Source organism: Cytobacillus sp. FSL R5-0377 (assembly GCF_038004385.1).
GTDB lineage: Bacteria > Bacillota > Bacilli > Bacillales > Cytobacillaceae > Cytobacillus.
This window is the reverse complement of sequence record NZ_JBBORA010000001.1, coordinates 928,396-954,410: the sequence shown is the minus strand read 5'-3', so window position 1 is coordinate 954,410 and position 26,015 is coordinate 928,396. Positions and strand designations below refer to the sequence as shown.

Below are 26,015 nucleotides of genomic sequence, written 5' to 3'. Positions count from 1 at the left end.
TTATTAGGTTAATTTGTTCTTAGCTAGCTGACAATATCAATATTATACCATTTTGTGTTAAAAAAAGTGGTTTAATTCTTTCAAAGGAATGTTATTTTATATGTAAGGAGGGGTTTGATGAAATCCGAAGCTATACTCACAATTTTAGCTACAAGTGATATCCATGGACATGTTTATCCATATTTATATGGAACAGATGAAAATGCTGAGCATGGCCTGGGCAAGCTTGCAGCGTTAATAAAGAGAGAAAAGGAACAATCTGAAATCTCTATTCTTATTGATAATGGAGATTTGATACAGGGAACTCCTCTTACTTATTATTATTCCAGATACCTGAAAAACCAAAAAAATCCAATGATACAAATATTAAATAAACTTGAATATGATGCAGCTGTAATCGGAAATCATGAATTCAACTATGGAAAGAACATCCTTGCAAGAGCGGTCAGTGAATCAAATTTCCCTTGGCTTTCAGCTAATATCTTATTCAATTCAACAAAAGAAACTTATTTCGGGCTTCCTTATAAAATAAAAACCTTTGCAAATGGTTTGAAAACAGCCGTAATTGGTGTAACCACCCAGTATATTCCCAATTGGGAGAAAAGGCAGCATATTGAGCAGCTTTCCTTCGAGTCTGCGGTAGTTAGCTTGAAAAGGTGGGTTTCCTATATCCAGGAGGAAGAAAAGCCTGACTTAATTATCGTCTCTTATCATGGAGGCTTTGAAAAGGATCTTAGAACAGGAGAAATGACGGAAGAACAAACTGGAGAAAATGAAGCCTACAGAATCTGTACTGAGGTACCAGGAATTGATGTTTTGATTACCGGGCACCAGCACCGTTTTATCGAAGCGGAACAAGTGAATGGTGTATCTATTGTCCAGCCGGGGTTTAACGGTCAGGCGCTGGCAAAGATTACAGTCAAATTCAGAAAAAAACACAATGATTGGCTGATCGATGAAAAACATTCTTCTTTAATTTATCCCAATGGAATCATGCCTGATTGTGAGGTACTTCAGCTTGCCGGGTATTATGAATCTAAAACCCAAAATTGGCTGGATACGGTGATTGGTGAGATTGAAGGAGATATGGTGATTGATGATATTTTCAAAGCGCGCCTCACAGAGCATCCGCTGATTGAATTCATTAATAAAGTACAGATGGAAGCTGCAGGTTGTGATATTTCCTGTACTGCACTGTTTCATGAGGGAGCACCGGGCTTCAAATCTAAAGTAACGATGAGAGAAGTTGTTTCTAATTATATTTATCCGAATTCACTATGTGTGCTAAGAGTTTCAGGAAAGGACATTAAGGAGGCTTTGGAGCGGTCAGCATCTTATTTTGATTTGAACAGTGACGGGGAAATTGTTGTAAATCCTGAATTTTCACATCCAAAGCCCCAGCATTACAATTACGATATGTGGGAAGGAATTAAATATAAGATAGATGTTTCGCGCCAAAAGGGCAGCCGGATCACAAGTCTTCTTTATAAGGGAAATCCAGTCAGAGAGGATGAAGAGTACCGTGCAGTAATGAGCAATTACCGGGCTGCCGGAGGAGGAGGATATTATATGTTCAAGGGAAAACCAATAGAGAAAGAGATATTAACAGATATGACTGAATTGATTGCAGATTATTTTTCAGACAAGGGAAAGATAATTCCGACTCTGAACAGCAATTGGGAGGTAACTTCCGGCAAATGATTATAATCTGTTAAATTGACAGCTTTCTTCCTGTTTTCTATAATGGTTGAGAATTGATGTAAACGCTACTCATTAAAAGGTAAAGGGATTGGATAAAATGGGATCTGAACAAATTGACCAATCATTGAAATTATTTATTGTTCTGTCCAGGGCATACCGGGCTATAAATGAAAATGTTAATAAACTTATTCAAACTTACGGAGTAAATCCAACTGAATTTGCAGTTCTGGAGCTCCTGTACCATAAAGGTGACCAGCCTCTTCAGCAGATCGGCGGGAAAATACTATTGGCCAGCGGAAGCATTACGTATGTAGTGGACAAGCTTGAGCAGAAAGGTCTGTTAAAAAGGGTCGCCTGCCCTACCGACAGAAGAGTTACCTTTGCGCAAATAACAGATGAGGGAAAAGCATTTATCGAAAACATTTTTCCTGACCATGAAAAACATATACATTCACTTATGAACGAGCTGACTCCAGAAGAGAAAGGTACAGCCATTATATTATTAAAGAAATTGGGACTATCAATCTCCCATGATAAAAATAGCGGACTTGAATGACAGCCTTGACCGGCTGTTTTTTATTTTGGGCCAGATAAAGAATTGTTTAGAGGAGGAATCATCCAAATATTGTCGAATTAGTTTAGTGTTTCTTAATAAATCCATATACATAATACGAGGGGGCAATAATGTGAAATTTGAAGACTATACATATGTTCGTCCGAATCTTGAGAAGATAAAGGGACAATTTGAAGCAGCGCTTGAAAAGTTCGAAGGTGCAGCTTCCGCAGAACAGCAAACTCAGGCTATGAAAGAAATTAATGATATCCGCAATGATGTCGGTACGATGTTCAACCTGTGCTATATCCGGCACTCAGTAGATACGAATGATGAATTTTACAAAGCAGAGCAGGATTATATGGATGAGCTTCAGCCTGAAGTAGAAGGGTTGGTTACAAAGTATTATCAGGCTTTGGTTGATTCCAGGTTCAGGAGAGAGCTTGAAAAGCGCTGGGGAGATCAGCTGTTTTCGCTTGCAGAAGCACAATTGAAGGTGTTTTCGCCAGAGATTGTACCACTTTTGCAAAAAGAAAATAAACTTTCTTCGGAATATACGAAATTAATTGCTTCAGCGAAGATTGATTTTGAAGGTGAAGAACGCACTCTTGCCCAATTGGAGCCATTTACCCAATCTACAGAACGTGAAATGCGCAAAAAAGCAAGCGAGGCACGCTTTGGTTTTCTGGCTGAAAATGAATCTGAACTGGACCGTATTTATGATGAGCTTGTCAGTGTTAGAACAGAAATCGCCCATAAGCTTGGTTATAAGAATTTTGTTGAACTGGCGTACTTCCGTATGTACCGGACAGATTATAATGCCGAAATGGTTGCAAACTTCCGTAAACAGGTGAAGGATTTTATAGTTCCGATTGCGACAAGGCTAAAGGAGAGGCAAAGAGAGCGCATTGGCGTTGATAAACTGAAATACTACGATGAAGGATTTGAATTTAAAACAGGTAATGCCGTACCAAAAGGTAATCCTCTATGGATTATTGAAAACGGACAAAAAATGTATGATGAGTTATCCAGGGAAACAAGCGAATTTTTCTCATACATGAGGGAAAATAATTTAATGGATCTGGTGGCCAAAAAGGGAAAAGCTAGTGGCGGCTATTGCACTTACATTGAAAACTATAAATCCCCATTCATTTTCTCTAACTTCAATGGGACTTCAGGAGATATTGACGTGCTTACCCATGAAGCAGGCCATGCATTCCAGGTCTACTCAAGCAGTCATTTTGAAATACCTGAATATAACTGGCCAACCTATGAAGCAGCCGAAATTCATTCCATGAGCATGGAATTTTTTACATGGCCTTGGATGGAAGGCTTCTTTAAAGAGGATACTGAGAAATACAAGTTTTCACATTTAAGCGGAGGACTTCTTTTCCTGCCTTATGGCGTGTCAGTTGATGAATTCCAGCATTGGGTGTATGAAAACCCGCAAGCAACACCGGAGGAAAGAAAACAGGCATGGAGAGAGATCGAGAAGAAATACTTGCCGCATAAAGATTATGATGGCAACCAGTATTTAGAGAATGGAGGCTTCTGGCAGCGTCAGGGACATATCTACAATTCTCCATTCTATTATATTGATTATACGCTGGCCCAAATCTGCGCATTCCAGTTTTGGAAAAGGTCCAGGGAGAATCAGGAAGATGCATGGAAGGATTATTTAAAACTATGCCAGCTTGGCGGCAGCAAGCCTTTCACTGGACTTGTTAAAGAAGCTGGATTGATTTCTCCTTTTGAAGAGGGATGTGTAGAGTCGGTTATCGGGGAAATTGAGAAATGGCTGAATTCAGTGAATGATAAAGGTTTATAAAATAAAAGCTGTTTTCGGAATGTTTGCTGCTTTTTCATAACTTGTTTAATTTGCTGAGTTGATTATCAACGGACAGCATTGAAGCGAAAAACAATTAATTTATACGAAAAGGGCCTTAAAGAAGAGCCATAAAAAAAGAGAGCCGGTTATGAATTCCGGCTCTTTGTCATCTTATTTGCGTAGTGAATTAATCACAATTATTCCGTTTTCCAGCTCAGCCTGTAAATGACTATTACCGCCATGGTCAATGATGAAATCTGCAATTTTGTCCTCAAGCTCATCCTGGATAATTCTTCTCAATGGCCTTGCGCCAAAATCAGGGTGATACCCGTCTTCTGCTAATTTCTCCTTAACTTCCTGCGCAACAGTCAATTCAAGCTCCTGATCATTTAATGTTTTCTGCAGATCATTGAGCATGATATCGACTATTTCTAATAAATGTTCTTTTTCCAATGCTTTAAATTCAATAATGCCATCAAAACGATTCAAGAATTCCGGCTTAAAGAAGCTGCCGAGCGAATCCAGAATATTTGAATCTTTGACGGCATCAGCTGCGCCAAATCCAACATGGATTTCTTTATGCCCAACACCTGCGTTGCTTGTCATAATAATAACTGTATCTTTAAAGCTGACAGTACGGCCCTGGCTATCTGTCAGGCGCCCATCCTCCAGAATTTGAAGGAACATGTGCTGTACATCTGGATGTGCTTTTTCTATCTCATCAAGCAGGATAATGCTGTACGGATTTCTGCGGACCTTTTCTGTCAGCTGTCCTGCTTCTTCATGTCCAACATATCCGGGAGGGGAACCGATAATTTTAGACACGCTGTGCTTTTCCATATATTCACTCATATCAAGCCTGATCATGCTGTCTTTTGAGCCGAACAGCTCCTCCGCAAGTGTTTTGGTTAATTCAGTTTTCCCAACACCTGTCGGCCCGACAAATAGGAAAGATCCAATTGGGCGGTGCTTGGATTTAAGTCCTGCACGGCTTCTGCGGATGGCTTTTGCAACTTTACGAACTGCTTCCGGCTGTCCAATTACATTTTGAGCAAGATTTTCCTCAAGGTTTTTCATTTTTTTCTGTTCATTTTCGGCTAATTTGCCGACCGGAATTCCCGTTTTCTTCTCGATGATCTCCTGAATAAGACTAGTTTCAATAACTGGCCTTTCAGCTTTGTTTTCTCCGTTTAATGCCTGCTGGAGTTTTAGTTCCTCTTCACGGAGTTTTGCAGCTTCTTCATATTTTTCTTCTTTTAATACAAGTTCCTTCTGCCTGCTGATTTCATTCAGCTGTTTCTCAATATTTTCTGCCGGAATATATCCTGACTGAAGATTCATTTTTGAACCTGCTTCATCCATTAAATCAATGGCTTTATCAGGAAGGAATCTGTCCTGAATATAGCGGCTTGACAGCTGTACACACGCTCTTATGGCGTCTTCTGTAAAAGAAACATCATGATAATCCTCATATTTTTGTTTCAGCCCCATCAAGATGTCATAGGTCTCATCAGCAGTCGGCTCATTTACATGAACAGGCTGGAATCTGCGTTCGAGAGCTGGATCCTTTTCAATTTGGCGGTATTCTTTCAATGTTGTAGCTCCTACTACTTGCAGTTCTCCCCTTGCAAGGGCAGGCTTCAGTATATTGCCGGCATCCATTGAACCTTCAGCTGACCCCGCTCCGACTAGCAGATGGATTTCATCAATAAAGAGAATAATATTCTTCCTAGTCTGAAGCTCTGAAATCAGCTGCTTCATTCGTTCCTCGAATTGGCCGCGAATGCCGGTATTTGCAACCAGGGATGCCACATCAAGCAAATAAACCTCTTTATTTAGAAGTTTCTTCGGGACCCGCCCCTCGGCAATATTAACCGCCAGCCCTTCGGCAATAGCTGTTTTACCTACTCCCGGTTCACCTATTAAGACCGGATTATTTTTACTTCTTCTATTTAAAATTTCCGTCACACGATTTATTTCTTCGTCCCGTCCGATGACTGGGTCAATTAAACCAGCTTTTGCAAGCTGTGTAAGATTTCGTCCGAATTGATCGATAAATCCGCCGTTCCCCTGATTGTGTCCCGGCGCTTCTTTTAAAGGCTTGAAGTTTTCATTTCCTTGGGATGATGCCATTTTTTTAAAGAAATCCTCTAAAGGCATTTGGCCAAAACCTGAAAAGCCGCTCAAAGCAGGCCCAAAGGAAGTAAGACTTTTTTGCTTTTCAGTTTGATAACAACTTTGGCAAAGGTTAATGTTTCGTTCATTTCCATTCACATTCAGTCTTAATTGTACGTTTGCTTCTTTTGATTGACATTTTTGACAAAGCATTTTGCATACCTCCATTAAAAATTTGGTCTGACTTTGACTATATTTGACCTTATACCGATATTATAATTTGACCTTCTTTGACTTTCAAGAGATTTGTTTTGGAATTTGTATCCAAAATGTAGTTTGCGTTTAAATGCAAAAAAGCTCGTCTTTGTTTGTATCAGACTACATATATTGGAAAGGAAGGAGGAGATTAAGTGAAGACGAATTGGGGGGCAGCTTTTCAGATCGCTGCCGTTTATGTGGGAACCGTGGTAGGCGCGGGCTTTGCCACTGGCAGGGAGATTGTAGAGTTTTTTTCCCGATTTGGTTTTATCGGTTTAATTGGGATACTTATGAGCGGTTATATCTTTATATTTCTCGGTTCCAAGTTAATGAGAATCTCTGCACAGATAAAAGCAGCATCCTACCAGGAATTAAATGAATATTTATTTGGAAGATTTTTTGGTTCTGCCATTAATATACTAATGCTGTTTATGCTGCTTGGTGTATGTGCAGTTATGCTGTCAGGTGCAGGAGCAGTGTTTGAGGAACAGATTGGCATCAGCAAGACTGCAGGATTGCTCGTAACGATAGGGTTAACGATCATTACAATGATAGTGGGCATACGCGGATTATTTGCTGTAAATACATTCGTTGTTCCAATGATGATTGCATTTAGCTTTATTTTATTATTTATTAGCATGAAGCTTCCTAATTTTGCAGAACAGGTTCTGTTTATCCCATATGCTGAAGATGGGTGGAAGGCGGTTGTGGCTCCGTTTTCTTATACTGCTCTGAATTTAACATTGTCGCAGGCTGTCCTGGTGCCTGTGGCTTCTGAAATAAATGATGACCGGACAATAAAATGGGGCGGATACCTTGGTGGTGCCGCATTGACACTCATTCTGCTATCCAGCCATTTAACACTTATGATGCTGCCGAATCTAGAGGCATATGATATCCCGATGGCCGCTATTGTAAAGACATTGGCATCTTCATTCTATTGGATTTTTGTGTTTGTCATCTATGGAGAGATTTTCACTTCTGTTATTGGGAATGTATTTGGCATCGAGAGACAGGTAAAAAAGCACTTTTCGGTGCCGAGTATTTTTATAGTGGGCTTTATCTTTGTAGTTTGTTACTTTATCAGTTTGATCAATTATGGAACGTTGCTTTCCTATTTATATCCGGTTTTTGGATATGTAAGTTTGACATTTATCATTCTTCTATGGATGAAGCCATTTGATGATGGAAGTAAGGGCAGAAAAGCCTGATAATAACAAAAAAGAGATCCGCTTTACATGGATCTCTTTCAAATTCCTATTATTCCTGGGGCTTCTCTTTCATAATGGTTTTCGCCATCTGCAGGAATGCATCCTCATGGTCAGCATCTTCCTTATTGAATAGAGTGAGCTTAAGTGATAAATCATCGTTTTTCACAAGGTAGGCTGAAACCTTCTCACCGTTTCCTTCTGCTCTCATCACAGACGCATCTTTGTAAAAATCATCTGAAGGAGCATTTGATGTCTGCACATTTTCGCTGACAGCTTCAAGCTGTGCTTTGGTGTTCTCTTCAATCATGTCCCAGTCTGCATCATCCGGAAGAAGTTCAATCCTCATGAATACTTGATCATTTTCGGAAAGGTACAGCACATCCTTATTTGGTTCCTCGGCAGTTAATTCATATGCTGGCAGAACGTAAATCGAATAATTTTGATTATCACTGTGTTTCAGAAAGGCAGTGTCTTCCTTCGTTTCACCATTAGCGGAATAAGACATATTCTGTTCCATTATTCTGATAACATTACCTTCTTCATTATTGCCACCTTCTGATGGCTCCTCTTTTTCACTTTGTTCTTGTCCATCCTGTCGTTCCGAAGCTGTTTCTTCTTCATTTTTTCCAGGCTCCGCTCCATTGTCTGGATCATTTTGAGCTGTTCCGCATCCTGCCAGGACAGCAGCTACAATTCCCAGCATTAACATAAATTTTGCCATAGTTTTCATTATTGTTCCAACCTCCCGTTGCCTGCCTGCGCATTTGCCTAATTAGACGTAATTGAAATAAAAGAGTTACGTATAAATTCCTATTTAATTGTACATTACCATTTATGTAAAATATCGACAAGATTCACTAAAGAATAAAGGCTGTTTTCGCAAAGTTTGTTATTTGTATTATATTTACTGAGTTGATTGCAGCGGAAGGTGAGAGATCCTCGAAAATACATGGGTATTTTTGGGGTATGGTTTGTACTTAAGGAAGTTATTCAATATCCTGCGGGAATAGCGGTAAGGTGAGACTCGGCAGACGCACAGCGTCGAGGAGGCTCTGGCGCAAGCCCCGCAGCACGCTTGAGGATCCCTTCGCTGCAATCAGCGCACTGAATTCTAAATAATAACAACAATCTTTAGAAATGAGCCAATAAAAAAAGACAATTCATAAAGAATTGTCTCATCATCACTGCAGTATGTGGATGAACAACTATTTAAGGGGAAGAAGAACGAACAATAACAAGTCAAAAATCAGATGCGATACGATTACTAAGGGAATGCTTCTTTTCCAGGCATAAAGCCATCCCCAGAAGAGACCTGCGATTAATGCTGCAAAAGCGAGCATCCAGTATCCTGAATAAAAATGAACAGAAGTATAGAGCAGAGATGATATTATAATGCTTACCTTAACAGACGTATGTTTCATCAATCTTTTTTGAACGAATCCTCTCCAAAACACCTCTTCACCTGGAACGATGATTAAAATCAGCACAATATAGTGCCAGATAAACGAAGGTGAGAATCGGCCGTATAAATGTTCAACCTGATTAACGAAGGGGAGATTGAGCAAATCAAATAAATTGTATCCTGCCCAAAATAGTCCATACAATAGAAAACCGGAAAGGGTTCCGAAGGTAATATAAGTTCCAAAAGAAGCTTTGTCTTCCACTTCTTCCATGATAATTGAGTAACTGATTAGAAGCAGTAAAGTGGCTGAAAAGATGTACCAAAAAATTGATTTATCCTGAAATGTAAAATACATAAGCAGATGAGCAAGAACCAGACCGCCGATTAAGCGGACATCTGCAGCAATATTTTTCAAATTACTTAACTCCTTTCAAGCGAAAAAAATAACCAAACACTATTCTAACAAAAAACAAACATAAAAAGTAAGGAAAAGATTTCTTTGAAATCGTTAAGATAAATTAATGCAGAAATGCTAAACATAAGCCCATATGAAGGGAGGTATGTATAATGACAAAATCAAAAAGAGAAAAAGAGCGTGCCTGGACAGTTAGAAAGCAGGATCAGCATCCTCATGGAAAAGTGAAATCCTTCAAAGAGCTGTCAGGGGAAAAAGAATAAAGTTATGGCCTCCTGAAAGGAGGCCATAACTGTGGGATTTATAGTGCAGCTAAAAAATCCAGCTGGTATGGCCAAGGAAAAAAGACAAAAACAAAAAGCAGCAAAGGGAGCTGCTTTTAAAAGAATACGCTTTCATTTTTTCTTCTTTTATACTGCTGATTCTCTGACAACTTTATAATTTTTATGATTGACAACAGTTCTCTGATCTAATTCAAGATCACGGTAGTTATCCATGTACGTTAAATCCACAATCACGGAATTCTCATTTACTTTTTCTACAATTCCCTGTAGTCCATCACGAAATTCAATAATATTGCCAACCTCTGCTTTCTTCACAAATCATCTCTCCTTTTGTCCATTTCTTTCGCTGGTAGTAACAGTTTGCACTATATTTTAAAATGCGTAAAGAATTTTGCAATTTACTGCTGCTAAGGTAAAATGTTACATTCTTTAGGTTGGTAATATTATACCAGAAAAAATACTATTGTACATTAAAATTATTTAATATTCAGAAAAATAAGTCGTGTTTATATACTTCAAAATTGGCAGTACTTTATTTATGATTAAGAAAGAATGTAGAAAAAGGAGTTCTGGATAATGAATCATGAACAAATTCAGGAAGTGCTTGAACAATTAAAAAATGGAATCATCTCAGAGTATTATGTGTCAAAGGAGGACTTTCTTCCTTTTCGCAGTGTCATCGTACAAAGGGATGACTTTAAGCACTTCAGGGGAATTGCTCAAAGAGGCGGACATGTAATTTATCAATACTTAGATTCTCCACGAAGCTAATTAAGCGTTGAAAAAAATAGCACGCAGTAAAGACACTTGATCATTTCAGGTGTCTTTACTATGTGCATACAGTTTAATTGAAAAGAAATAAGGAAAATAAGCATTATGTCAACTTTGAAAGGATGAGCAAGTATGAACGACTTTAAAGGGAAAACAGTCATTGTTACCGGAGGAGCCAGCGGAATAGGTTTGAGTATTGCCGAGTCATTCGCGAGAAAAGAGGCAAATGTTGTTATCGCCGATATTGATGAAATGAATGGAAAACAATTAGAAGACCGTTTAAACAAGACAGGCCTTAATAGCCTATTCATTAAAACAGATGTTAAGAATGAAACTGATATTAAAGAACTAATTACAAAGTCATTTGAGACATTTGGATCCATAGATATCCTGATCAATAATGCAGGCATATCAAAATTTCATTCATTTTTTGAATTGAGTGTCGAAATGTGGGATGAGGTGATCAATACAAATCTTCGGAGTGTGTTCCTATGCAGCAGGGAGGCTGCCAAATTGATGAAGCAAGGTTCCAGTATAATCAACCTTTCTTCTACAAGAGCAATAATGTCAGAAAGCGGAACAGAAGCTTACTCAGCTTCTAAAGGAGGAATTAGGGCAATTACTCACGCGATGGCCAGTACACTCGCTGAAAAGGGGATCAGGGTTAATTGCATAAGCCCCGGCTGGATTGAAACAGGAGAATATGGAAATCTAAGGGAAATCGACCATAAACAGCATTTCTCAAACAGGGTTGGAAAGCCCGGGGATATTGCAAGGACTTGCTTATTTTTAGCCCATCCGAAAAATGACTTTATAACAGGTGAAAATATAACAGTGGACGGAGGCATGACAAGGAAAATGATTTATGAACAATAATTGTGATAGTAGGAAATTAAGTTAGAAATAGAAACAATTACCTTGTTCTAAATGGTTCTATAGGCTCATGTTCTATTAATGTTTTAGAACGATTTTAGGGAAGGGTTTAATGGGCATTACCATGATTAAGATTTCTTCCGAATACTTTGCCGTTGGGATTCTGCTGGGGTATTATATGTCCAGTACTCATTCTTATTTATTAGGGCCTGTTCATGTCCATATTAATTTACTTGGGTGGACGTCCTTGACTTTGGCAGGAATCCTATATTACCTATTTCCTGCTCTTGCAGTTGGGAAAGCTGGGATGTGGCATTTTTGGCTTCATAATATTGGCCTGCCAATCATGATGCTGTCACTGTCTTTAGTCCCGGTAACAGAGAATAATGCTTTTCTTTCGGGTACAGCTGTTGGAGCCACTTTTACGGCAGTCGCCATAATGAGTTTCGTATGGAACTTACTGAAAAACCTAAAAGCAGACTAGTAACTAAATGTATCGGATGGAAGAGTATTAACGGGTTCGGTTTTGAAGAGCAGAATTCAGATTAGCAGTGCTTTTCGCAGTTGAGTCAGCAGCCGCTTTAACAGAGAAATTAGCACAAAAAAGCTCGGAGTCAATATGCTCTGAGCTTTTTAGGCATCATATAGCTAAGATTAGATTTCATCTCTATTACGGCAAATAATCCCCATGATGATTAGGGGAATTTTCGCCAGACCAGAAAAGAAAACATATACATTATCACCTTTATATTTTAGGTTTTGCATAGGAAAGACTTCAGCATTATATCTTTTGTAAAAAATTAATTTTGCATTATTACCGTATATTCCGGTTTGATCAGTTCCCATTATACCAGCGTACTTTTTATGAAAAAAATAACCTATTATTAATTCAACAAATAATAATATAATCATTCCTATTGAATAATAAATTTTCGGCATTTCCTCCACCTCATTAATTCTAACGTTAAACTGCCTGAAAGATGACTGCCTCTTTAACATTTTAACATTTCCAATAGTTTTTTTACTTTTTCATAGTTTAATCTTGTTAAAATCCTGACTGGCCTTTGTGATAAAGAGTGAACCTAGAGGGGAAAAGGAAATTGTGAGCTGGTTCATCATGAACACTAATCGCTTCCTTTAGGAAATTAAGCTTACAGCATTTCACTCTTATGTCCCGCATATAATTGAGAAATTAATCAAAAAGGCGGGATAAAGAATGAAACTTGAAAAAGAAAAAGCATACAGAGTGAAAAGCTTATCTCAGGATATACTTGAGCACCTAATGGAAGATAACACTACTTATCATTATGAAGACCTGAAACATGTCATAGAATTGATGGCCCGGTCGGTCGCGGATCTTGCAGCACTGTATACAGACATGGAAGGCGATCATGAAACAGCCCTGAAGGGAACTATTTCAAAAATGAGAATAGGCTATAATATCCTTCAATACAAAGAAACTTCAAAGCATGTTAGAAGACAGGATAAGTATCATGTTGAAAACCTTGGAAAATGAAAGCGTTTTACTCAAAAAAATATGAACAAACGTTAAAAATTAAGGGTTTTTCATTGTCTAAATGAATGTGAAGTGCTATTCTTTTGTCTGAGATGTAAGTTGTCCGATGACTTAATTACAGCCCGGTAATCCTACCTGATTCTATAGAAGTGTTCGAAAAGCTGAATAGTTACCTGAAGAAGTTAATGAAGTAATTTTTCTCAGCCTTTTTGCACAACTATATACATGAATAATAGGGCATTGGAAAAAATAAAACAGCATATAGGACGGAATTTAATGGATTCATCCTGCTGCTGGTTTTGCTGAAAATTCCAGTTCCCGTCATTAAGTTCGTGAGGCAACGCCTTGCACATCTTAATTCATATTCAAAAATACGAAGGAGATTGATCCCATATGGTACAAAAACAATTTAAAGTAACTGCAGAAACAGGAATTCACGCTCGTCCAGCTACAATGCTTGTACAAGCTGCCAGCAAATTTGACTCAGAAATTCACCTTGAGTACAAGGAAAAGAAAGTAAACCTTAAATCAATCATGGGCGTTATGTCTTTAGGTGTTGGACAAGGTGCAGATATTACAATTATTGCTGAAGGCAGTGATGAACAGGATGCGCTTAACAGCCTTGAAGAAACATTGAAAAAAGAAGGATTGGCTGAATAATGAGCTTCTTAACTGGAATTGCGGCGTCAAGCGGTATTGCAATCGCTAAAGCTTACCGTTTGGTTGAGCCGGATCTCTCTTTTAATAAATTGACTGTAGAAAATGCTGAACAGGAAGTGGAACGCTTTCAAGCAGCATTAGCTGAATCTAAAGGAGAATTGGAAGTTATCCGCGATAATGCACATAAAGAGCTTGGTGCAGATAAAGCAGCTATTTTCGATGCTCATCTTCTAGTATTGAGTGATCCGGAATTAATTTCGCCAATTGAAGATAAAATCAAAACAGATAAAGTTAACGCTGAATCTGCTTTAAAAGAGACTGCGGATATGTTCATTACAATGTTTGAACAAATGGACAATGAATACATGAAAGAACGTGCAGCGGATATCCGTGATGTAACGAAGCGTGTACTTTCACATTTGCTTGGAGTGCAAATCGTAAATCCCAGCATGATTGCAGAAGAAGTTATCATAATTGCTGAAGACTTGACACCATCTGATACTGCTCAGCTAAATCGCCAGTACGTAAAAGGATTTACAACTGACATCGGCGGCAGAACATCTCACTCGGCTATTATGGCCCGTTCCATGGAAATTCCAGCAGTAGTGGGAACAAAAGAATCCACAAAGCAAATTAAAAATGGCGACCTGATTATCGTGGATGGATTAAAAGGTTTAGTACATATTAATCCGACCCCGGAGGCAATCGCCGAATACAAAGAAGAGCACCGTAAATTCGAGGAGCAAAAAGCTGAATGGGCCAAGCTTGTCAACGAAAAATCAGTTACAGCTGATGACCATCATGTGGAATTGGCAGCGAATATTGGTACTCCGAAAGATTTGAAGGGTGTAGTTGAAAATGGCGGAGAAGGCGTTGGCCTTTACCGTACGGAATTTTTATATATGGGAAGGGATCAGCTTCCAACAGAAGAGGAGCAGTTTGACTCCTATAAAGCTGTACTGGAAGGGATGAGCGGAAAACCAGTTGTAGTCCGCACACTGGATATCGGCGGTGATAAAGAGCTTCCATATCTGAACCTTCCAAAGGAAATGAACCCATTCCTTGGCTTCCGGGCGATTCGCCTATGTTTGGAAGAGCAGGGCATGTTTAGGACGCAATTAAGAGCTTTATTAAGAGCCAGCACTTATGGAAACCTAAAAATTATGTTCCCAATGATTGCCACGCTGGATGAATTCCGTCAGGGCAAAGCAATCCTTGAGGAAGAAAAGCAAAAACTTATTAGCGAGGGCGTACAGGTTGCCGACAACATTGAAATCGGAATTATGGTTAAAATTCCTTCAACGGCTGTTATGGCTGAGCAATTCGCTAAAGAAGTTGATTTCTTCAGTGTAGGCACTAATGATCTTATTCAGTACACAATGGCTGCAGATCGCATGAATGAACGTGTTTCTTACCTTTACCAGCCGTACAACCCTGCAATCCTGCGTTTAGTAAAAATGGTTATTGATGCAGCGCATAAAGAAGGAAAGTGGGCAGGAATGTGCGGTGAAATGGCTGGGGACGAAACGGCAATTCCATTACTGCTGGGATTAGGACTTGACGAGTTCTCCATGAGTGCTACTTCAATCCTTAAAGCTCGTTCTCAAATCAGCCGCCTGAACAAAAAGGACATGGAAGCACTGGCTGAAAGAGCGCTTCATATGAATACAGCTGAAGAAGTAGTCCAAGCTGTAAAAGAAACAGCTAAACTGTAATCTAACTGTAATAATTTGTGTGTTTTAAATATAATTTCCCGGGTAAATTAGAAGTAAGCACTTAGGTCAGACTTAATTAAGCTGATCATTCTCATTTTCCCCCCTTTTTTAAACCGGCCATTGCAGGCCGGTTTATTTTTTTGCTTTTCCGAAAGAGGTATCTGCTTTTTCTTATTGACTTGTAGAGGGATGCGTGAATTTCTTGTGTTCACGCTAGAAAGCTTATTCACCGTCCCGCAAAAGTGTGCAGTGCTCACAACGAAGCTCTACCCGGCCGCCCCGTGCAAGCGAGTCTATGGATCGCTATAAACATACAATTGTGGGAGACTTAAGGCCAGCATCTTATACGAAAACAGACTTTAAAATTAACCCGTTTTCAGTCTTAAGGATGACAAAGTTCCCATTTTATGGTTGTTATCGGAAATCCTAAACTCCTGCATAATAAAGCTACATTATTAAAAGGAGAGATAGAAAATGGTTACTATAATAATCAGCTTCTCTTTCATGATCGATATAGATGCATTAAAGAAAAACAGCAGAACGACTTATATGAGAAACAAAGCCCTTTTATCACCCGCGTATTACATTGAAGAAGCCTATGAAGGGCTTCTTTTATTTATTGCCTATAATATCTGTTCGATAAGGATTTAGTTGTGCAATTGGGGTTTATTGTCAGGCGTGAAAGGAAAAGGTAATGAAAAAGGAGGAATTCTTTGTGAATAAAAAAAGCATAAGCCTAATTTTTTTCACCATATTGGCATTCATTTTGACGGGGTGTATGCAGGGTAACCAGGATTCAATTGTCAATAGCCACGCAGAAGCCCTGCTGACTAAAAAAAATGAGCTGCAGTTCAGGTTTAAAATCAATGATAAAATTCTTTCAGAGGAGGAATTATACAAAGTAAAAGTTTCCATACATAATGAAAAACTGGCAGCTGCCCTTGGAACGGATGAGTTTATTTATGGGGAAGATACTATTATTGACGGGGAATATATAGAAGCCAATAATGAAAAGGGGAACTATATTTTTATGGATCCCATTCCTCTAACACAGGATCTGCATGTTTTCGAATTAGAAAAAATGATTGTGCAGGAAGATGCGGTTTCAGTCGAAATTTTAAATGAGGATGAAGTGATCGCGAGAGCATTCTTAAACAATTTTTCATCCCAGCTTTAAAGATAGGTAAATGTAAGAAAAGTGTTTTGTTTCTCCCAATATTGGGTATTATAAATTACACGCATAAAATTGGGGATGGACCAGGCGCCTGCCTGGTCTTTTGTCGTTCCTGGAATCCTAATATTTTTATAAAAACAAAAATAATGGTAGAATTGATATAAAAATTCAGATTATTTCAAGGGAGAGGGTACCATGATTTCACCTGAAAATACAGTTATAGGATTTGTAGGAACAGGGGTTATGGGCAAGAGTATGGCAGGACACTTATTGAATGCCGGTTATTCATTAGTACTGTATACAAGAACTAAAGAAAAAGCCTCTGAACTGTTAGAGAAAGGGGCGGAGTGGGCTGAGACGCCTTCAGCAGTTGCAAAGAAAGCAAATGTTATTATTACAATTGTTGGCTATCCGGCAGATGTAGAGGAAGTGTATCTCGGGGATCATGGTATTATAACAAATGGCAGAGAAAATACATATGTAATTGACATGACTACCTCAACACCTACATTGGCCAAAAAAATATACGAAGAAGCAGGCATATTAGGCATGCATGCATTAGATGCCCCGGTTTCCGGAGGAGATATAGGTGCGAGAGATGCCCGTCTTTCAATTATGGCAGGAGGAGACAGGGAAGCATTTTTGGCCGTAGAACCAATTCTCAATCTGCTCGGAACAAATATCGTCTATCAAGGGAAAGCAGGAGCCGGACAGCATACGAAAATGTGCAACCAAATTGCGATTGCCTCAAATATGATCGGGGTATGTGAAGCTGTCGTTTATGCTGAAAAAGCAGGTTTGGACCCGAAGACAGTGCTCCAAAGCATATCATCTGGTGCAGCTGGCAGCTGGTCTTTATCTAATCTGGCACCCAGAATGATTGAGGGGAACTTTGAACCGGGCTTTTACATTAAACATTTCATTAAGGATATGAATATTGCTTTAGATGAAGCAGAAGCAATGGGCATGATGACACCAGGGCTCTCCCTCGCAAAGAAAATGTATGCTGAGCTTGCTGAAAAGGGAGAAGAAAACAGCGGTACACAGGCATTGTATAAATATTGGGAAGATTAATAAGCCCCTTTTTATGAATAAACCCTCTTTTTTCACTTCAAACTAATTAAGAAAGTGAAAAGGGGGGTTAGACAAGTGGCAAAAAGAAACAAGAAAAATGATCCTCAGCAGAAGAATAAAAAAGGCTTCGATTCTGCTGTCATTGATTCTGAATTCTCCCATGAATTTGGAAGTGCTGATACAAATAAAATACACAAGGATAAAGCCAAAAAGGAAAAAGCACCAAAAAACAACGGAAAATATAAGGGTCAATAATCACAAGAAAGGGCAGGCTGGAGCTTGCCTTTTTTAAATGAAAAAAGCGCCAGTTCCTGAAAATGGGAATGGCGCCTTTAGTATAAACATTCTAGACCTTCAGAAACTTTTCAATTCTGTTAAGGCCTTCTTTCAAGGTTTCCATGGAATAAGCAAAAGAAATGCGGAAATAGCCTTCTCCATATGAGGAAAATGCGCTGCCCGGAACGACAGCTACTCCTGCTTTTTCTACAAGTGTAAGGGCAAATTCAAAGGATGTCATTGAATCATCCGGTATTTTTACAAAGAAATAAAAAGCTCCATCAGGTTTGACAACATCCAAATTCATTTTTACTAATCGCTCATAAACATAGTCGCGGCGTTTGGCATAGTCCTGTCTCATAGGCAGCGCGTCATCGATACCTGCTGTGAGTGCTTCAAGTGCTGCCATCTGGGAGACAGAAGCTGCACAAGTCACATTATACTGATGAACCTTCAGGATATGCTTTGCCAGATTTTCCGGTGCGTATAATAGCCCAATACGCCAGCCTGTCATTGAGTGTGACTTTGATAACCCATTAATTACAATCGTTTGCTCCCGTAAAAGGGAAGCAATCGAGTGATGGCTTTGATCATAGATCAGTTCGCTGTATATTTCATCAGCAAGGATAAAGATCTCTTTGCCTTTAACAAGTGCTGCAATTTGCTCAAGTTCCTCCACAGTAAGACTGACTCCTGTGGGATTCGAGGGGTATGGAAGAACTATGCATCTTGTTTTTTCACTTATATGTTTCTCAATTAATTCAGCAGTAAATCTAAACTTGTTTTTCGAAATATCAGCATGTACCGGAACTGCACCGCAAAGCTTTATGATTGGCTCATATCCGGGATAAACAGGACCTGGCAGGATTACTTCAGAGCCTTCGTCCAAAATGGTTCTAAAGGCAATATCAATTGCTTCACTCGCACCTGATGTCACAATAACTTCAGATTCAGGATTATATGTAAGATTATATTTTGTCTTTACAAAAGAAGCTGCAGCTTCACGCAAACGGATATCGCCTGCATTATGTGTATAGGAGGTAAAGTTATTGTCGATTGCCTGTTTAGCTGCTTCTTTCACATGCAATGGTGTAGGGAAGTCAGGCTGTCCAATTGTAAGAGAAATCATATCTTTGGTGCCGGCCACCATATTGAAAAATTTTCTGATTCCGGAAATTTCGATGTCCTTCACTCTTTGGTTGATTAAATGATCCAATGTATTCACCTCGCGTCATCATAATCTATATTCTAACACTTTGGCAGTTCGGCAAACAGTAAAAAATAAAACAGGCTCCGAGTTCTATTCAGAGCCTGCAAAAATATAATTAATATCCGTAATCCCAATCCACCTCATCTTCATGCCATAAAACAGGGGATACAGCCCCAAAGTCGATGACTTTATTTTCTATATGGCAATGGCAATGCTTATCGCCGCATTGATCTTTCATTTCCTCGAACACAGAATGCTCCACATTTTCCAAAATCGTAACTTTATGATCATCATGGTAAAGGATTGCTGTACCTTTCATGCCTGATTGCACCTCTTTTATAATTTATGTAAAACGTTACTTTCTGCTTTACAGTCTTATTTTATGCCTTGCCAAAGAGAGTGTCTACAGTGTTAGATGAGTGTTCACAGAATAGTCAAGATGAAAACGTTTAAAAAATATTCGATAAAAATTAATCTGTGTAAAATTTTACAAAGAGTTGAATATAATTCATTTAGAGATTAACATTAGTAGATAGTGGAAACTATAATTTTAGAATGTTAGTTTCCTGCTTATTTATTTTAAGGAGGTTTTTAAGTGGAGACATCTTTAGAGAAGCAGCCTTATGAAAGCACAAAGGAATATGGCGGATTCTGGCAACGGTTTGCGGCCTATTTAATTGATTCTATTATTATCGGAATCCCGCTTACTATTCTGAGCATTGTTATATTTATGATCTTCTTTGGCACTTCTGACGCTTTTAACATGATGATAAGCGACCCATCTTATATGGAAGCAGAGATGACAGATGCAGAAGCTCTTGCATTCATGGGATCCTATTTTGGCGCACTTGGAGTAACATTTCTTGTCAATCTTGTTGCTGCTGTTGCCTATTTTGCTGGCCTGCATGCATCCCCATGGCAGGGGACTGTGGGCAAAAAGCTGCTTGGATTAAAAGTGACTGATTTGAATGGTGATCGCATTTCTTTCTGGAGAGCACTTGGGAGATATTTTGCTATGGCAATCCTATCTGGAATTTTCCTAATCGGCTATATCATTGCTGCTTTTACAGAGAAAAAACAGGCATTGCATGATCTAATCGCGGGCACAGTTGTTTTAAAAAAATAACTCCAAAAAGAAGCTGTATGGCCTAGCTGCTATACAGTTTTTTTAGGATTTGCACTTAAAAGGATTTATTGGCTGCATGCAGAATATATTTTTAGAAAGGGAGGGTGAAAATGCAAAAGAATGAAATTATTACACACTATGAATCTTTTTCAGTGTGGCTTGAGTCTATAAAAGTGCTTGACCAGGAAACGTGGCTAAAACCTGTTAAAGCCGGGAAATGGCCAATTGCCGCAGTGGTTGCCCATCTGTTATTCTGGGATCGGTTTTCCCTTGAGAAGCGCTTCCCATTTTTTAAAAAGGGTGCAGAACTTGAGAGCTTTCCTGAGTTTCAGTATGTGAATGATGCTGCAGCAGAATATTCTCAAAAGCATGCACAAATAGAAATTATTGAAGAACTATTAGAAGTAAGAAAACAGTTCCTTGATATCCTGAAAGGGATGACTGAAGAAAACCTGAATACAGCATTTACAATTGGAGGTACTGCCTTAACTGTCCGTGATTATTTTGCAGATTTTATAAAACATGACATACACCATAAAAAGCAAATTAATCAGGCAGCCGGCATCAGGGTTTAATATGCTGGGCGGTGACAGTCTAACTGTTTTTTTAATGAAGGAGCTGATGGCATGGAAATAGAAAGAACGGAGCTTAAGAAACCGGGGAAATTCAATTCTCTGCGCCTGTATATGACCCTGCCAATCGTATCATGGGCACTATATGATTTTGCGAATACCATTTTTTCATCCAACATTAATACGATATTTTTTCCTTTTTACCTGCAGGAAGTAATAGGGGAGAACGAAGTTTTAAATCAGATTGCTAGTACTTTTATATCTTATTCTAATGCGTTGGCAAGCTTTTTTCTTGTCCTGTTTTCCCCCTTGTTCGGGGTTATGATAGACCGGACAGGAAGAAAAAAGAAATATATAGTTATATTCACTCTTATTACTGTCATGGCAACGATTTTTATGGGAGTTTTTGCATCCAGCCAATTTAGCGGGAAAGTATTTGGGCTGCCTGTTTATCTTGCACTGGTTATTATTTGTTTTGTTATTGCAAAGTTTTTTTTCCATTCCAGTCTGGTTTTTTACGATGCAATGATCTCAGACTTGGGAACAAAACAGGATATTCCGCTGATTTCGGGTTTCGGAGTAGCAGTCGGTTATATTGGAACCCTTGTAGGACTGACTGTTTATTTGTTTGTAGGTGATGATGGTTTTCACGAATCCTTCATACCAACTGCTATTTTATTTCTGGTGTTTTCATTGCCGCTATTTTTCTTTGTTAAAGATAAGCCCAGCCAGGTAAAAGAAAAACAAACATTTTTATCAGGCTATAAGGAAGTCTGGCAGACTTTTAAAGAAATGAAACATTATAAATCAATTTTCACTTTCATGATTGCTTATTTTTTCTTAAATGATGCAATAGCTACAACGATTGCGATGATGGCCGTTTATGCAAAAACGATAGTCGGTTTTACAACTGGCAAATTCATTTTGTTATATCTGGTTTCCACGGTTTCGAGTATAATTGGATCTTTTGTATTTGGCTATATAACCAAGGCGAAAGGAGCAAATAAAGCGGTAAAGTATGTTGGTATCCTTCTTCTTGTTGCATTGGCAATTGCGGTTGGCGCTGTCAATGAAGTCATGTTCTGGATTGCCGGCAGCATGTTTGGCGTTGCCCTGGGTTCGATGTGGGTAACCACAAGAACGTATATAGTGGAATTAACTCCTGAAGATAAAAGAGGACAGTTTTTTGGTTTGTTTGCCTTTTCAGGAAAAGTATCTTCTATTATTGGTCCGCTCATTTACGGAAGCATAACCCTGATCTTTGCAAGCTACGGAAACCTGGCAAGCAGACTGGCACTTGGCTCATTGATGATTTTGACTGTAATTGGACTGCTCGTTCATTCAAAAATTAAAGAAGAAAGCATTCCTGAATAAAGCAGTACATCTTGTTTAGATTCCATAAGCAGGCCGCTAAGGGCCTGCTTTTTAGTATTAACATTACTGACTGCTGCTGTATAAATCGGGACTTTTTACATGATATATCAAATTTGCATAAGAAATTTTATCCATTCATGGTATATTAATAGAGAAAAAGACTCAGATAGTAGCATGTGCTCTTCTTGAAGAGTTATTATTTGAAGGGCAGGATTTGAAATAGGCAGATGGAAAAGGAAGGACGAAAAGAAGTGGATCAGAATAAAGGCATTTTACTTGAAAGTGGAACAAATGAACTAGAAATTGTTGAATTTTCGATAGGCAGGAATAAATTCGGAATTAATGTGATCAAAGTGAAGGAAATTATAAACCCTGTGCAGGTCACTCCTGTCCCTCATTCACATAGAAATATTGAAGGAATCATTGAACTGAGAGGTGAGGTGCTTCCTGTGGTTGATGTAGCTTCTTCATTGAATATGGCTTCATCAGAAACCCCGCAGCAGGATAAGTTTATTGTGACAGAGTTTAATCAGCAGAAAATTGTTTTTCATGTTCATAATGTTTCGAAAATCCACCGAATTTCCTGGAACCAAATAGAAAAACCATCTGAAATGTACCAGGGGCAGGAAAGTCAGATTATCGGAATCATTAAACTAGGTGGAGAGATGGTCCTGATGCTTGATTTTGAAAAAATGGTCACAGAAATAAATCCGGATTCAGGGATCAGCATTCAAAAGGTGCAAAAACTTGGAAAGCGTGAAAGATCTAATAAGAAGCTGATTATAGCGGAGGATTCTCCATTATTAAGAAAGCTTTTGAACGATACATTGAATGAAGCGGGATTTTCCCGGATCAAATTTTTTGAAAACGGATTTGAAGCTTATACATATCTTCACTCATTAGCAGCGTCCGGACGGAATGTCACTGACGAAGTGCAGCTCATGATTACCGATATCGAAATGCCGCAAATGGATGGACATCATCTGACTAAAAAGGTGAAAGATGATCCGATACTTGCAAAACTTCCTGTAATCATTTTTTCTTCATTGATTACTGAAGATCTTCGCCATAAAGGACAGATGGTTGGAGCGGATGCACAGGTGAGCAAGCCGGAAATTGCAGAATTAGTGCTTTTAATTGATCAGCATGCTTTATAAGCAAACTAAAAAGCTGGATTTCTTCATTCCAGCTTTTTTAGTGTTAGGTATGAAAGTAAAACTGTAATCTTGATAACTGTTCAGCTCCAGCGTCTGCCTCCTTGAGTTCACAGGCTTGTCTAGGTTCGGCTTCCGGGGCAGCCGCCCTCTTCATTTCTCACCATATAAACTAAGCTTTTCATTGAGAACCTCTTTTTCTGCTTGCCGGGGGTGAGCTGGCACTAGTACTTTCAATGATTAAAAGTAACTTTCTCCTAATTTTTTAAATACTGGTTTTTGATAGCGCTGTTTTTTTTCATTCGGCGGGCTATTAAGCTCCTTTAGTCCTGTATATGACATTAGCAATTTTTTCGCTGCATTAAGTGATAAGGAGGACTTTGGATTTCGGACGAAGGAATCCAGCTTGCCCAAATGCGGAAGCTCTAAAAAATCCTCTTTAGATGGCGGGAGGTGAAAAGAATAATTCCCGCACTTTACAAGAACATCAGATTGCTGCTGGCTGTTTTTAGGATTACCTGAATAATGCAAGCCAGCTTTTTGGGCTTTACCTTCTTTGATCAGCTTGTGCAATGCATCATGCTTTAATTTATACAAAAATTTAGGATTTGGTGCTGTCTTTGCATGGCGGTTAACGGTGAAGATGGCTTGAGAGAGGTTTTCAACCGTTGGTTGCAGATGGGGATATTGTTTCTTGTCAGAATTCAATTTCCAATCTCCTTTCATATTTTAAAGGGGTATAAACGTATTATACCCCTTTTAGGCAATAAAACCAACATAGTATAGAGTTGAGACAATAAAAGCTTATGCGTCCAGCTGTTTACTGCTAACGGGCTGAAAATATCCAGATTTTTTCCATATAATTATAAGCATGGTGAGTCCCAATAATGTCGTAGCAAAGCCTGCGCCAATCATAACAAAAGAGGCGCCTAGCTTTTTTGCCAGAAGAGCACCTGCCGCAGGCGCAATAAGCATCGAAAAAGTCTGCAGGGACATAGCGGCAGCAGAAACCCTGCCCATCATTTGCTTTGGTGTTTCAGATTGAAGAACATAGCCGTAGGGAACAGATTCTCCTGCACCTAAGAGACCTAAAAGACATGCACCGATTATCCAGGCCAGTTGTGGCAAATTAAGAAAACCTAAACCTCCAAGTCCAACAGCTGCTATTAAGGTGCCGCTTAAGATGGCTGAAGAACTCATTAAATGGATGGGCTTCCGGTTCCACCCTGTCCATTGGCCCAGCAAAAGTGAACCGGCAACACTGCCTGCTCCCACTGCACTGATGAGCATACCAAAATTCCCCTCATTAAACCCAATCTGTTTTGCAATAAAGACAAACAGACCATCATAAAGGAAAATAATGAAAAAAGCTGCAGAAGAAAGAATAATCGAGATCTTCAAAAGAGGTGTACAGGAAATATGCCGAATTCCATCGGAAAAGTCTTTCCAAAAACTCCTTTTGTTTGCGTGTCCGCCATCCAAAATATTATCTGATTCTTCAAAGGACTTTAAGCTGGGAAGAAACAAGAGGAAAAAAACAGCTATAAGGAATCCTGCAGCTTCAAACAAAAAAGGGCTTTTAGGTCCAAAAACAGCTATTATTCCCCCTCCTAATGCCGGCCCGGCAATTTTCATCATGTTAACTGAAAGCTGGCTTAAAGTTACTGCTTCAGGCAGCATGTTTTCAGGTACAATCATCCGGATGACACTCTGCCTGGCCGGATCATAAAGTGCCGAAACGGTTCCTTTTAAAAACACAAATAAAAGCAGAATGTATAGATTAGGGGCGTAAAATAAGCCTGCTACAAAGACTACTCTTAAAAGGAGGCAAACGATCATAACTGCCTTTTTGGGCATTCTATCCACAAACACACTCGCAAATGGGCCAATGATGACCCAGGGAAGACCAAGAACGATAATAACTGAGGCAATGGCCGTTTCATCCAGCCCCCAGTGATAAGCGACAATAACCTGCAACGCAATAAAATCAAGCCAGTTCCCCAGGTCGGAAAATAACTGGGCACCAAAAAGTACGCGAAAGGATTTTAGTTTGAGCGGTTTAAAGATTCCTGGTTTCGCTGTCATTTTCCTTCATCCTTTCCGATGGCCATCCTCCGCCTGTTCAGCAGCTTTTCCGTATTGCCATAAGGGTCCTGGCCGTCCGGCAGATTATCTGTTTGTAGAGCTTCAATTGATTCCTCTATCCATTTAATTTCTGTTTCAAGCTTCATTTCGGCATATCGAATTGAGAGAGAGCCAAGCTTGCTGACATAGGAATACCCATTTCCAGGCCACTCCTTTACGAATTTAAGGATATCTGAAGCTTCCTCTTTTCTTTTTAATAAATGGCTGATTAGCACTTCATTATCCATATCTTCATGCCAGGTTGACATTTTCATTAGCAGTTCATCTTTAATAACAGGGAAAGCAGGAGGTGTCCTCAGCCAATTCTCAAACTCTTTCCAGCCTTTAGCTGTGAGTTCATACATTTTTTTTCTTCTTCCATCGTCTTCCTGTTCGAGTGTATAGATAAATCCTTCTTCTTCCAGCTTTTTTAATTTGGGATATATGCTCCCATAGCTCATTCCCCAATATAGGCCAGCAGCTTTGTGTTCAAATTCAGATTTGATTTTATATCCCGTGCTGGGCCAAAAGCTTAGTACAGCTAGGATGGTATGTTCTACAGACAAGGATAATTCTCCTTTCAATGTATCAGTATGATATATCAATATGATATGTTATGTTTATAAAAA

The 26,015-nt window shown here is 39.1% G+C and carries 29 protein-coding genes; 19 read left to right on the top strand and 10 right to left on the bottom strand.

From position 1 onward, the window contains the following. Positions 1 to 117 precede the first annotated feature (117 nt). The 3 genes from NSQ49_RS04705 to NSQ49_RS04695 all read left to right on the top strand — a co-directional run bounded on the left by NSQ49_RS04705 (position 118) and on the right by NSQ49_RS04695 (position 4,082). Positions 118 to 1,701: a bifunctional metallophosphatase/5'-nucleotidase gene (locus NSQ49_RS04705; RefSeq protein ID WP_251283152.1), complete on the top strand. Its 1,584-nt coding sequence runs from the start codon at positions 118 to 120 to the stop codon at positions 1,699 to 1,701. A gap of 97 nt (positions 1,702 to 1,798) precedes the next feature. Next, positions 1,799 to 2,257 (top strand): MarR family winged helix-turn-helix transcriptional regulator, encoded by a 459-nt coding sequence (locus NSQ49_RS04700; RefSeq protein WP_159862462.1) that lies wholly within the window; start codon positions 1,799 to 1,801, stop codon positions 2,255 to 2,257. A 130-nt stretch (positions 2,258 to 2,387) separates the two neighbouring features. After that, positions 2,388 to 4,082: a M3 family oligoendopeptidase gene (locus NSQ49_RS04695; protein ID WP_159862463.1), complete on the top strand. Its 1,695-nt coding sequence runs from the start codon at positions 2,388 to 2,390 to the stop codon at positions 4,080 to 4,082. A 171-nt stretch (positions 4,083 to 4,253) separates the two neighbouring features. On the opposite strand, the gene NSQ49_RS04690 is transcribed toward NSQ49_RS04695, so the two are convergent. Beyond that, complete coding sequence (locus tag NSQ49_RS04690; RefSeq protein ID WP_251283153.1) at positions 4,254 to 6,410, bottom strand: ATP-dependent Clp protease ATP-binding subunit; 2,157 nt, start codon at positions 6,408 to 6,410, stop codon at positions 4,254 to 4,256. Positions 6,411 to 6,607: 197 nt separating this feature from the next. On the opposite strand from NSQ49_RS04690, the gene NSQ49_RS04685 reads away from it, so the two are divergent. Further along, positions 6,608 to 7,666, top strand: a complete 1,059-nt coding sequence (locus NSQ49_RS04685; protein WP_159862465.1) for a YkvI family membrane protein — start codon at positions 6,608 to 6,610, stop codon at positions 7,664 to 7,666. 49 nt (positions 7,667 to 7,715) lie between these two features. On the opposite strand, the gene NSQ49_RS04680 is transcribed toward NSQ49_RS04685, so the two are convergent. Next, positions 7,716 to 8,396 carry a hypothetical protein gene (locus tag NSQ49_RS04680; RefSeq protein WP_159862466.1) on the bottom strand — a complete coding sequence of 227 codons (681 nt, stop codon included), beginning with the start codon at positions 8,394 to 8,396 and terminating at the stop codon, positions 7,716 to 7,718. Positions 8,397 to 8,871: 475 nt separating this feature from the next. Then, on the bottom strand, positions 8,872 to 9,483 hold the full coding sequence (locus NSQ49_RS04675; RefSeq protein WP_159862467.1) for a CPBP family intramembrane glutamic endopeptidase: 612 nt from the start codon (positions 9,481 to 9,483) through the stop codon (positions 8,872 to 8,874). Positions 9,484 to 9,635: 152 nt separating this feature from the next. On the opposite strand from NSQ49_RS04675, the gene NSQ49_RS04670 reads away from it, so the two are divergent. After that, the gene (locus NSQ49_RS04670; protein ID WP_236566134.1) at positions 9,636 to 9,746 is read left to right on the top strand and encodes a DUF6254 family protein; all 111 of its coding nucleotides are present in this window, start codon (positions 9,636 to 9,638) and stop codon (positions 9,744 to 9,746) included. Positions 9,747 to 9,893: 147 nt separating this feature from the next. Here NSQ49_RS04670 and NSQ49_RS04665 read toward each other — a convergent pair whose 3' ends face one another. Then, positions 9,894 to 10,082 (bottom strand): YkvS family protein, encoded by a 189-nt coding sequence (locus NSQ49_RS04665; RefSeq protein WP_009331029.1) that lies wholly within the window; start codon positions 10,080 to 10,082, stop codon positions 9,894 to 9,896. A gap of 261 nt (positions 10,083 to 10,343) precedes the next feature. Between NSQ49_RS04665 and NSQ49_RS04660 the strand changes: the two genes are divergently transcribed. From NSQ49_RS04660 to NSQ49_RS04650, 3 genes are all read left to right on the top strand, one after another. Beyond that, positions 10,344 to 10,538 (top strand): hypothetical protein, encoded by a 195-nt coding sequence (locus NSQ49_RS04660; RefSeq protein WP_159862468.1) that lies wholly within the window; start codon positions 10,344 to 10,346, stop codon positions 10,536 to 10,538. 132 nt (positions 10,539 to 10,670) lie between these two features. Beyond that, on the top strand, positions 10,671 to 11,414 hold the full coding sequence (locus NSQ49_RS04655) for an SDR family NAD(P)-dependent oxidoreductase (RefSeq protein WP_251283154.1): 744 nt from the start codon (positions 10,671 to 10,673) through the stop codon (positions 11,412 to 11,414). Between the two features lie 109 nt (positions 11,415 to 11,523). Continuing rightward, the gene (locus NSQ49_RS04650) at positions 11,524 to 11,895 is read left to right on the top strand and encodes a cytochrome-c oxidase (protein WP_159862470.1); all 372 of its coding nucleotides are present in this window, start codon (positions 11,524 to 11,526) and stop codon (positions 11,893 to 11,895) included. 170 nt (positions 11,896 to 12,065) lie between these two features. Here the strand turns inward: NSQ49_RS04650 and NSQ49_RS04645 are convergent, their stop codons facing one another. After that, positions 12,066 to 12,350: a hypothetical protein gene (locus tag NSQ49_RS04645; protein ID WP_251283155.1), complete on the bottom strand. Its 285-nt coding sequence runs from the start codon at positions 12,348 to 12,350 to the stop codon at positions 12,066 to 12,068. A 277-nt stretch (positions 12,351 to 12,627) separates the two neighbouring features. Here NSQ49_RS04645 and NSQ49_RS04640 point away from each other — a divergent pair, with 277 nt between their 5' ends. The 7 genes from NSQ49_RS04640 (at position 12,628) to NSQ49_RS04610 (ending at position 17,805) form a co-directional block, all read left to right on the top strand. Beyond that, positions 12,628 to 12,927: a hypothetical protein gene (locus NSQ49_RS04640; RefSeq protein WP_159862472.1), complete on the top strand. Its 300-nt coding sequence runs from the start codon at positions 12,628 to 12,630 to the stop codon at positions 12,925 to 12,927. A 393-nt stretch (positions 12,928 to 13,320) separates the two neighbouring features. Then, positions 13,321 to 13,587, top strand: a complete 267-nt coding sequence (locus NSQ49_RS04635; RefSeq protein ID WP_035328512.1) for a phosphocarrier protein HPr — start codon at positions 13,321 to 13,323, stop codon at positions 13,585 to 13,587. Beyond that, complete coding sequence (ptsP, locus tag NSQ49_RS04630; RefSeq protein WP_341070452.1) at positions 13,587 to 15,302, top strand: phosphoenolpyruvate--protein phosphotransferase; 1,716 nt, start codon at positions 13,587 to 13,589, stop codon at positions 15,300 to 15,302. The genes NSQ49_RS04635 and ptsP overlap by 1 nt, the downstream gene beginning before the upstream one ends. 474 nt (positions 15,303 to 15,776) lie before the next feature. Next, a complete protein-coding gene (locus NSQ49_RS04625; RefSeq protein ID WP_251283156.1) occupies positions 15,777 to 15,953 on the top strand; it encodes a hypothetical protein in 177 nt (58 codons plus the stop codon). A gap of 64 nt (positions 15,954 to 16,017) precedes the next feature. Next, complete coding sequence (locus NSQ49_RS04620; protein ID WP_251283157.1) at positions 16,018 to 16,479, top strand: hypothetical protein; 462 nt, start codon at positions 16,018 to 16,020, stop codon at positions 16,477 to 16,479. A gap of 192 nt (positions 16,480 to 16,671) precedes the next feature. After that, positions 16,672 to 17,550: an NAD(P)-dependent oxidoreductase gene (locus NSQ49_RS04615; RefSeq protein ID WP_251283158.1), complete on the top strand. Its 879-nt coding sequence runs from the start codon at positions 16,672 to 16,674 to the stop codon at positions 17,548 to 17,550. A gap of 75 nt (positions 17,551 to 17,625) precedes the next feature. Continuing rightward, complete coding sequence (locus tag NSQ49_RS04610) at positions 17,626 to 17,805, top strand: hypothetical protein (protein WP_061793969.1); 180 nt, start codon at positions 17,626 to 17,628, stop codon at positions 17,803 to 17,805. Between the two features lie 91 nt (positions 17,806 to 17,896). Here NSQ49_RS04610 and NSQ49_RS04605 read toward each other — a convergent pair whose 3' ends face one another. Together NSQ49_RS04605 and NSQ49_RS04600 are read right to left on the bottom strand one after the other, a co-directional pair. Then, complete coding sequence (locus NSQ49_RS04605; RefSeq protein ID WP_251283176.1) at positions 17,897 to 19,042, bottom strand: aminotransferase A; 1,146 nt, start codon at positions 19,040 to 19,042, stop codon at positions 17,897 to 17,899. 109 nt (positions 19,043 to 19,151) lie between these two features. After that, a complete protein-coding gene (locus NSQ49_RS04600; RefSeq protein ID WP_061793971.1) occupies positions 19,152 to 19,355 on the bottom strand; it encodes a hypothetical protein in 204 nt (67 codons plus the stop codon). Positions 19,356 to 19,631: 276 nt separating this feature from the next. On the opposite strand from NSQ49_RS04600, the gene NSQ49_RS04595 reads away from it, so the two are divergent. The 4 genes from NSQ49_RS04595 to NSQ49_RS04580 all read left to right on the top strand — a co-directional run bounded on the left by NSQ49_RS04595 (position 19,632) and on the right by NSQ49_RS04580 (position 23,265). Next, positions 19,632 to 20,162 (top strand): RDD family protein, encoded by a 531-nt coding sequence (locus NSQ49_RS04595; RefSeq protein WP_159862478.1) that lies wholly within the window; start codon positions 19,632 to 19,634, stop codon positions 20,160 to 20,162. A gap of 110 nt (positions 20,163 to 20,272) precedes the next feature. Then, positions 20,273 to 20,737 (top strand): DinB family protein, encoded by a 465-nt coding sequence (locus NSQ49_RS04590; protein ID WP_159862479.1) that lies wholly within the window; start codon positions 20,273 to 20,275, stop codon positions 20,735 to 20,737. Positions 20,738 to 20,788: 51 nt separating this feature from the next. Next, positions 20,789 to 22,108 carry an MFS transporter gene (locus NSQ49_RS04585; protein ID WP_251283159.1) on the top strand — a complete coding sequence of 440 codons (1,320 nt, stop codon included), beginning with the start codon at positions 20,789 to 20,791 and terminating at the stop codon, positions 22,106 to 22,108. A gap of 251 nt (positions 22,109 to 22,359) precedes the next feature. After that, on the top strand, positions 22,360 to 23,265 hold the full coding sequence (locus tag NSQ49_RS04580) for a chemotaxis protein (protein ID WP_159862481.1): 906 nt from the start codon (positions 22,360 to 22,362) through the stop codon (positions 23,263 to 23,265). 237 nt (positions 23,266 to 23,502) lie between these two features. Here NSQ49_RS04580 and NSQ49_RS04575 read toward each other — a convergent pair whose 3' ends face one another. From NSQ49_RS04575 to NSQ49_RS04565, 3 genes are all read right to left on the bottom strand, one after another. Next, complete coding sequence (locus NSQ49_RS04575) at positions 23,503 to 23,988, bottom strand: YkyB family protein (protein WP_201306472.1); 486 nt, start codon at positions 23,986 to 23,988, stop codon at positions 23,503 to 23,505. Between the two features lie 78 nt (positions 23,989 to 24,066). Beyond that, complete coding sequence (locus NSQ49_RS04570) at positions 24,067 to 25,347, bottom strand: MFS transporter (protein ID WP_251283160.1); 1,281 nt, start codon at positions 25,345 to 25,347, stop codon at positions 24,067 to 24,069. Further along, positions 25,344 to 25,952, bottom strand: a complete 609-nt coding sequence (locus NSQ49_RS04565) for a PadR family transcriptional regulator (RefSeq protein WP_159862484.1) — start codon at positions 25,950 to 25,952, stop codon at positions 25,344 to 25,346. Before NSQ49_RS04565 ends, NSQ49_RS04570 begins: the two co-directional genes overlap by 4 nt. Positions 25,953 to 26,015 lie beyond the last annotated feature (63 nt).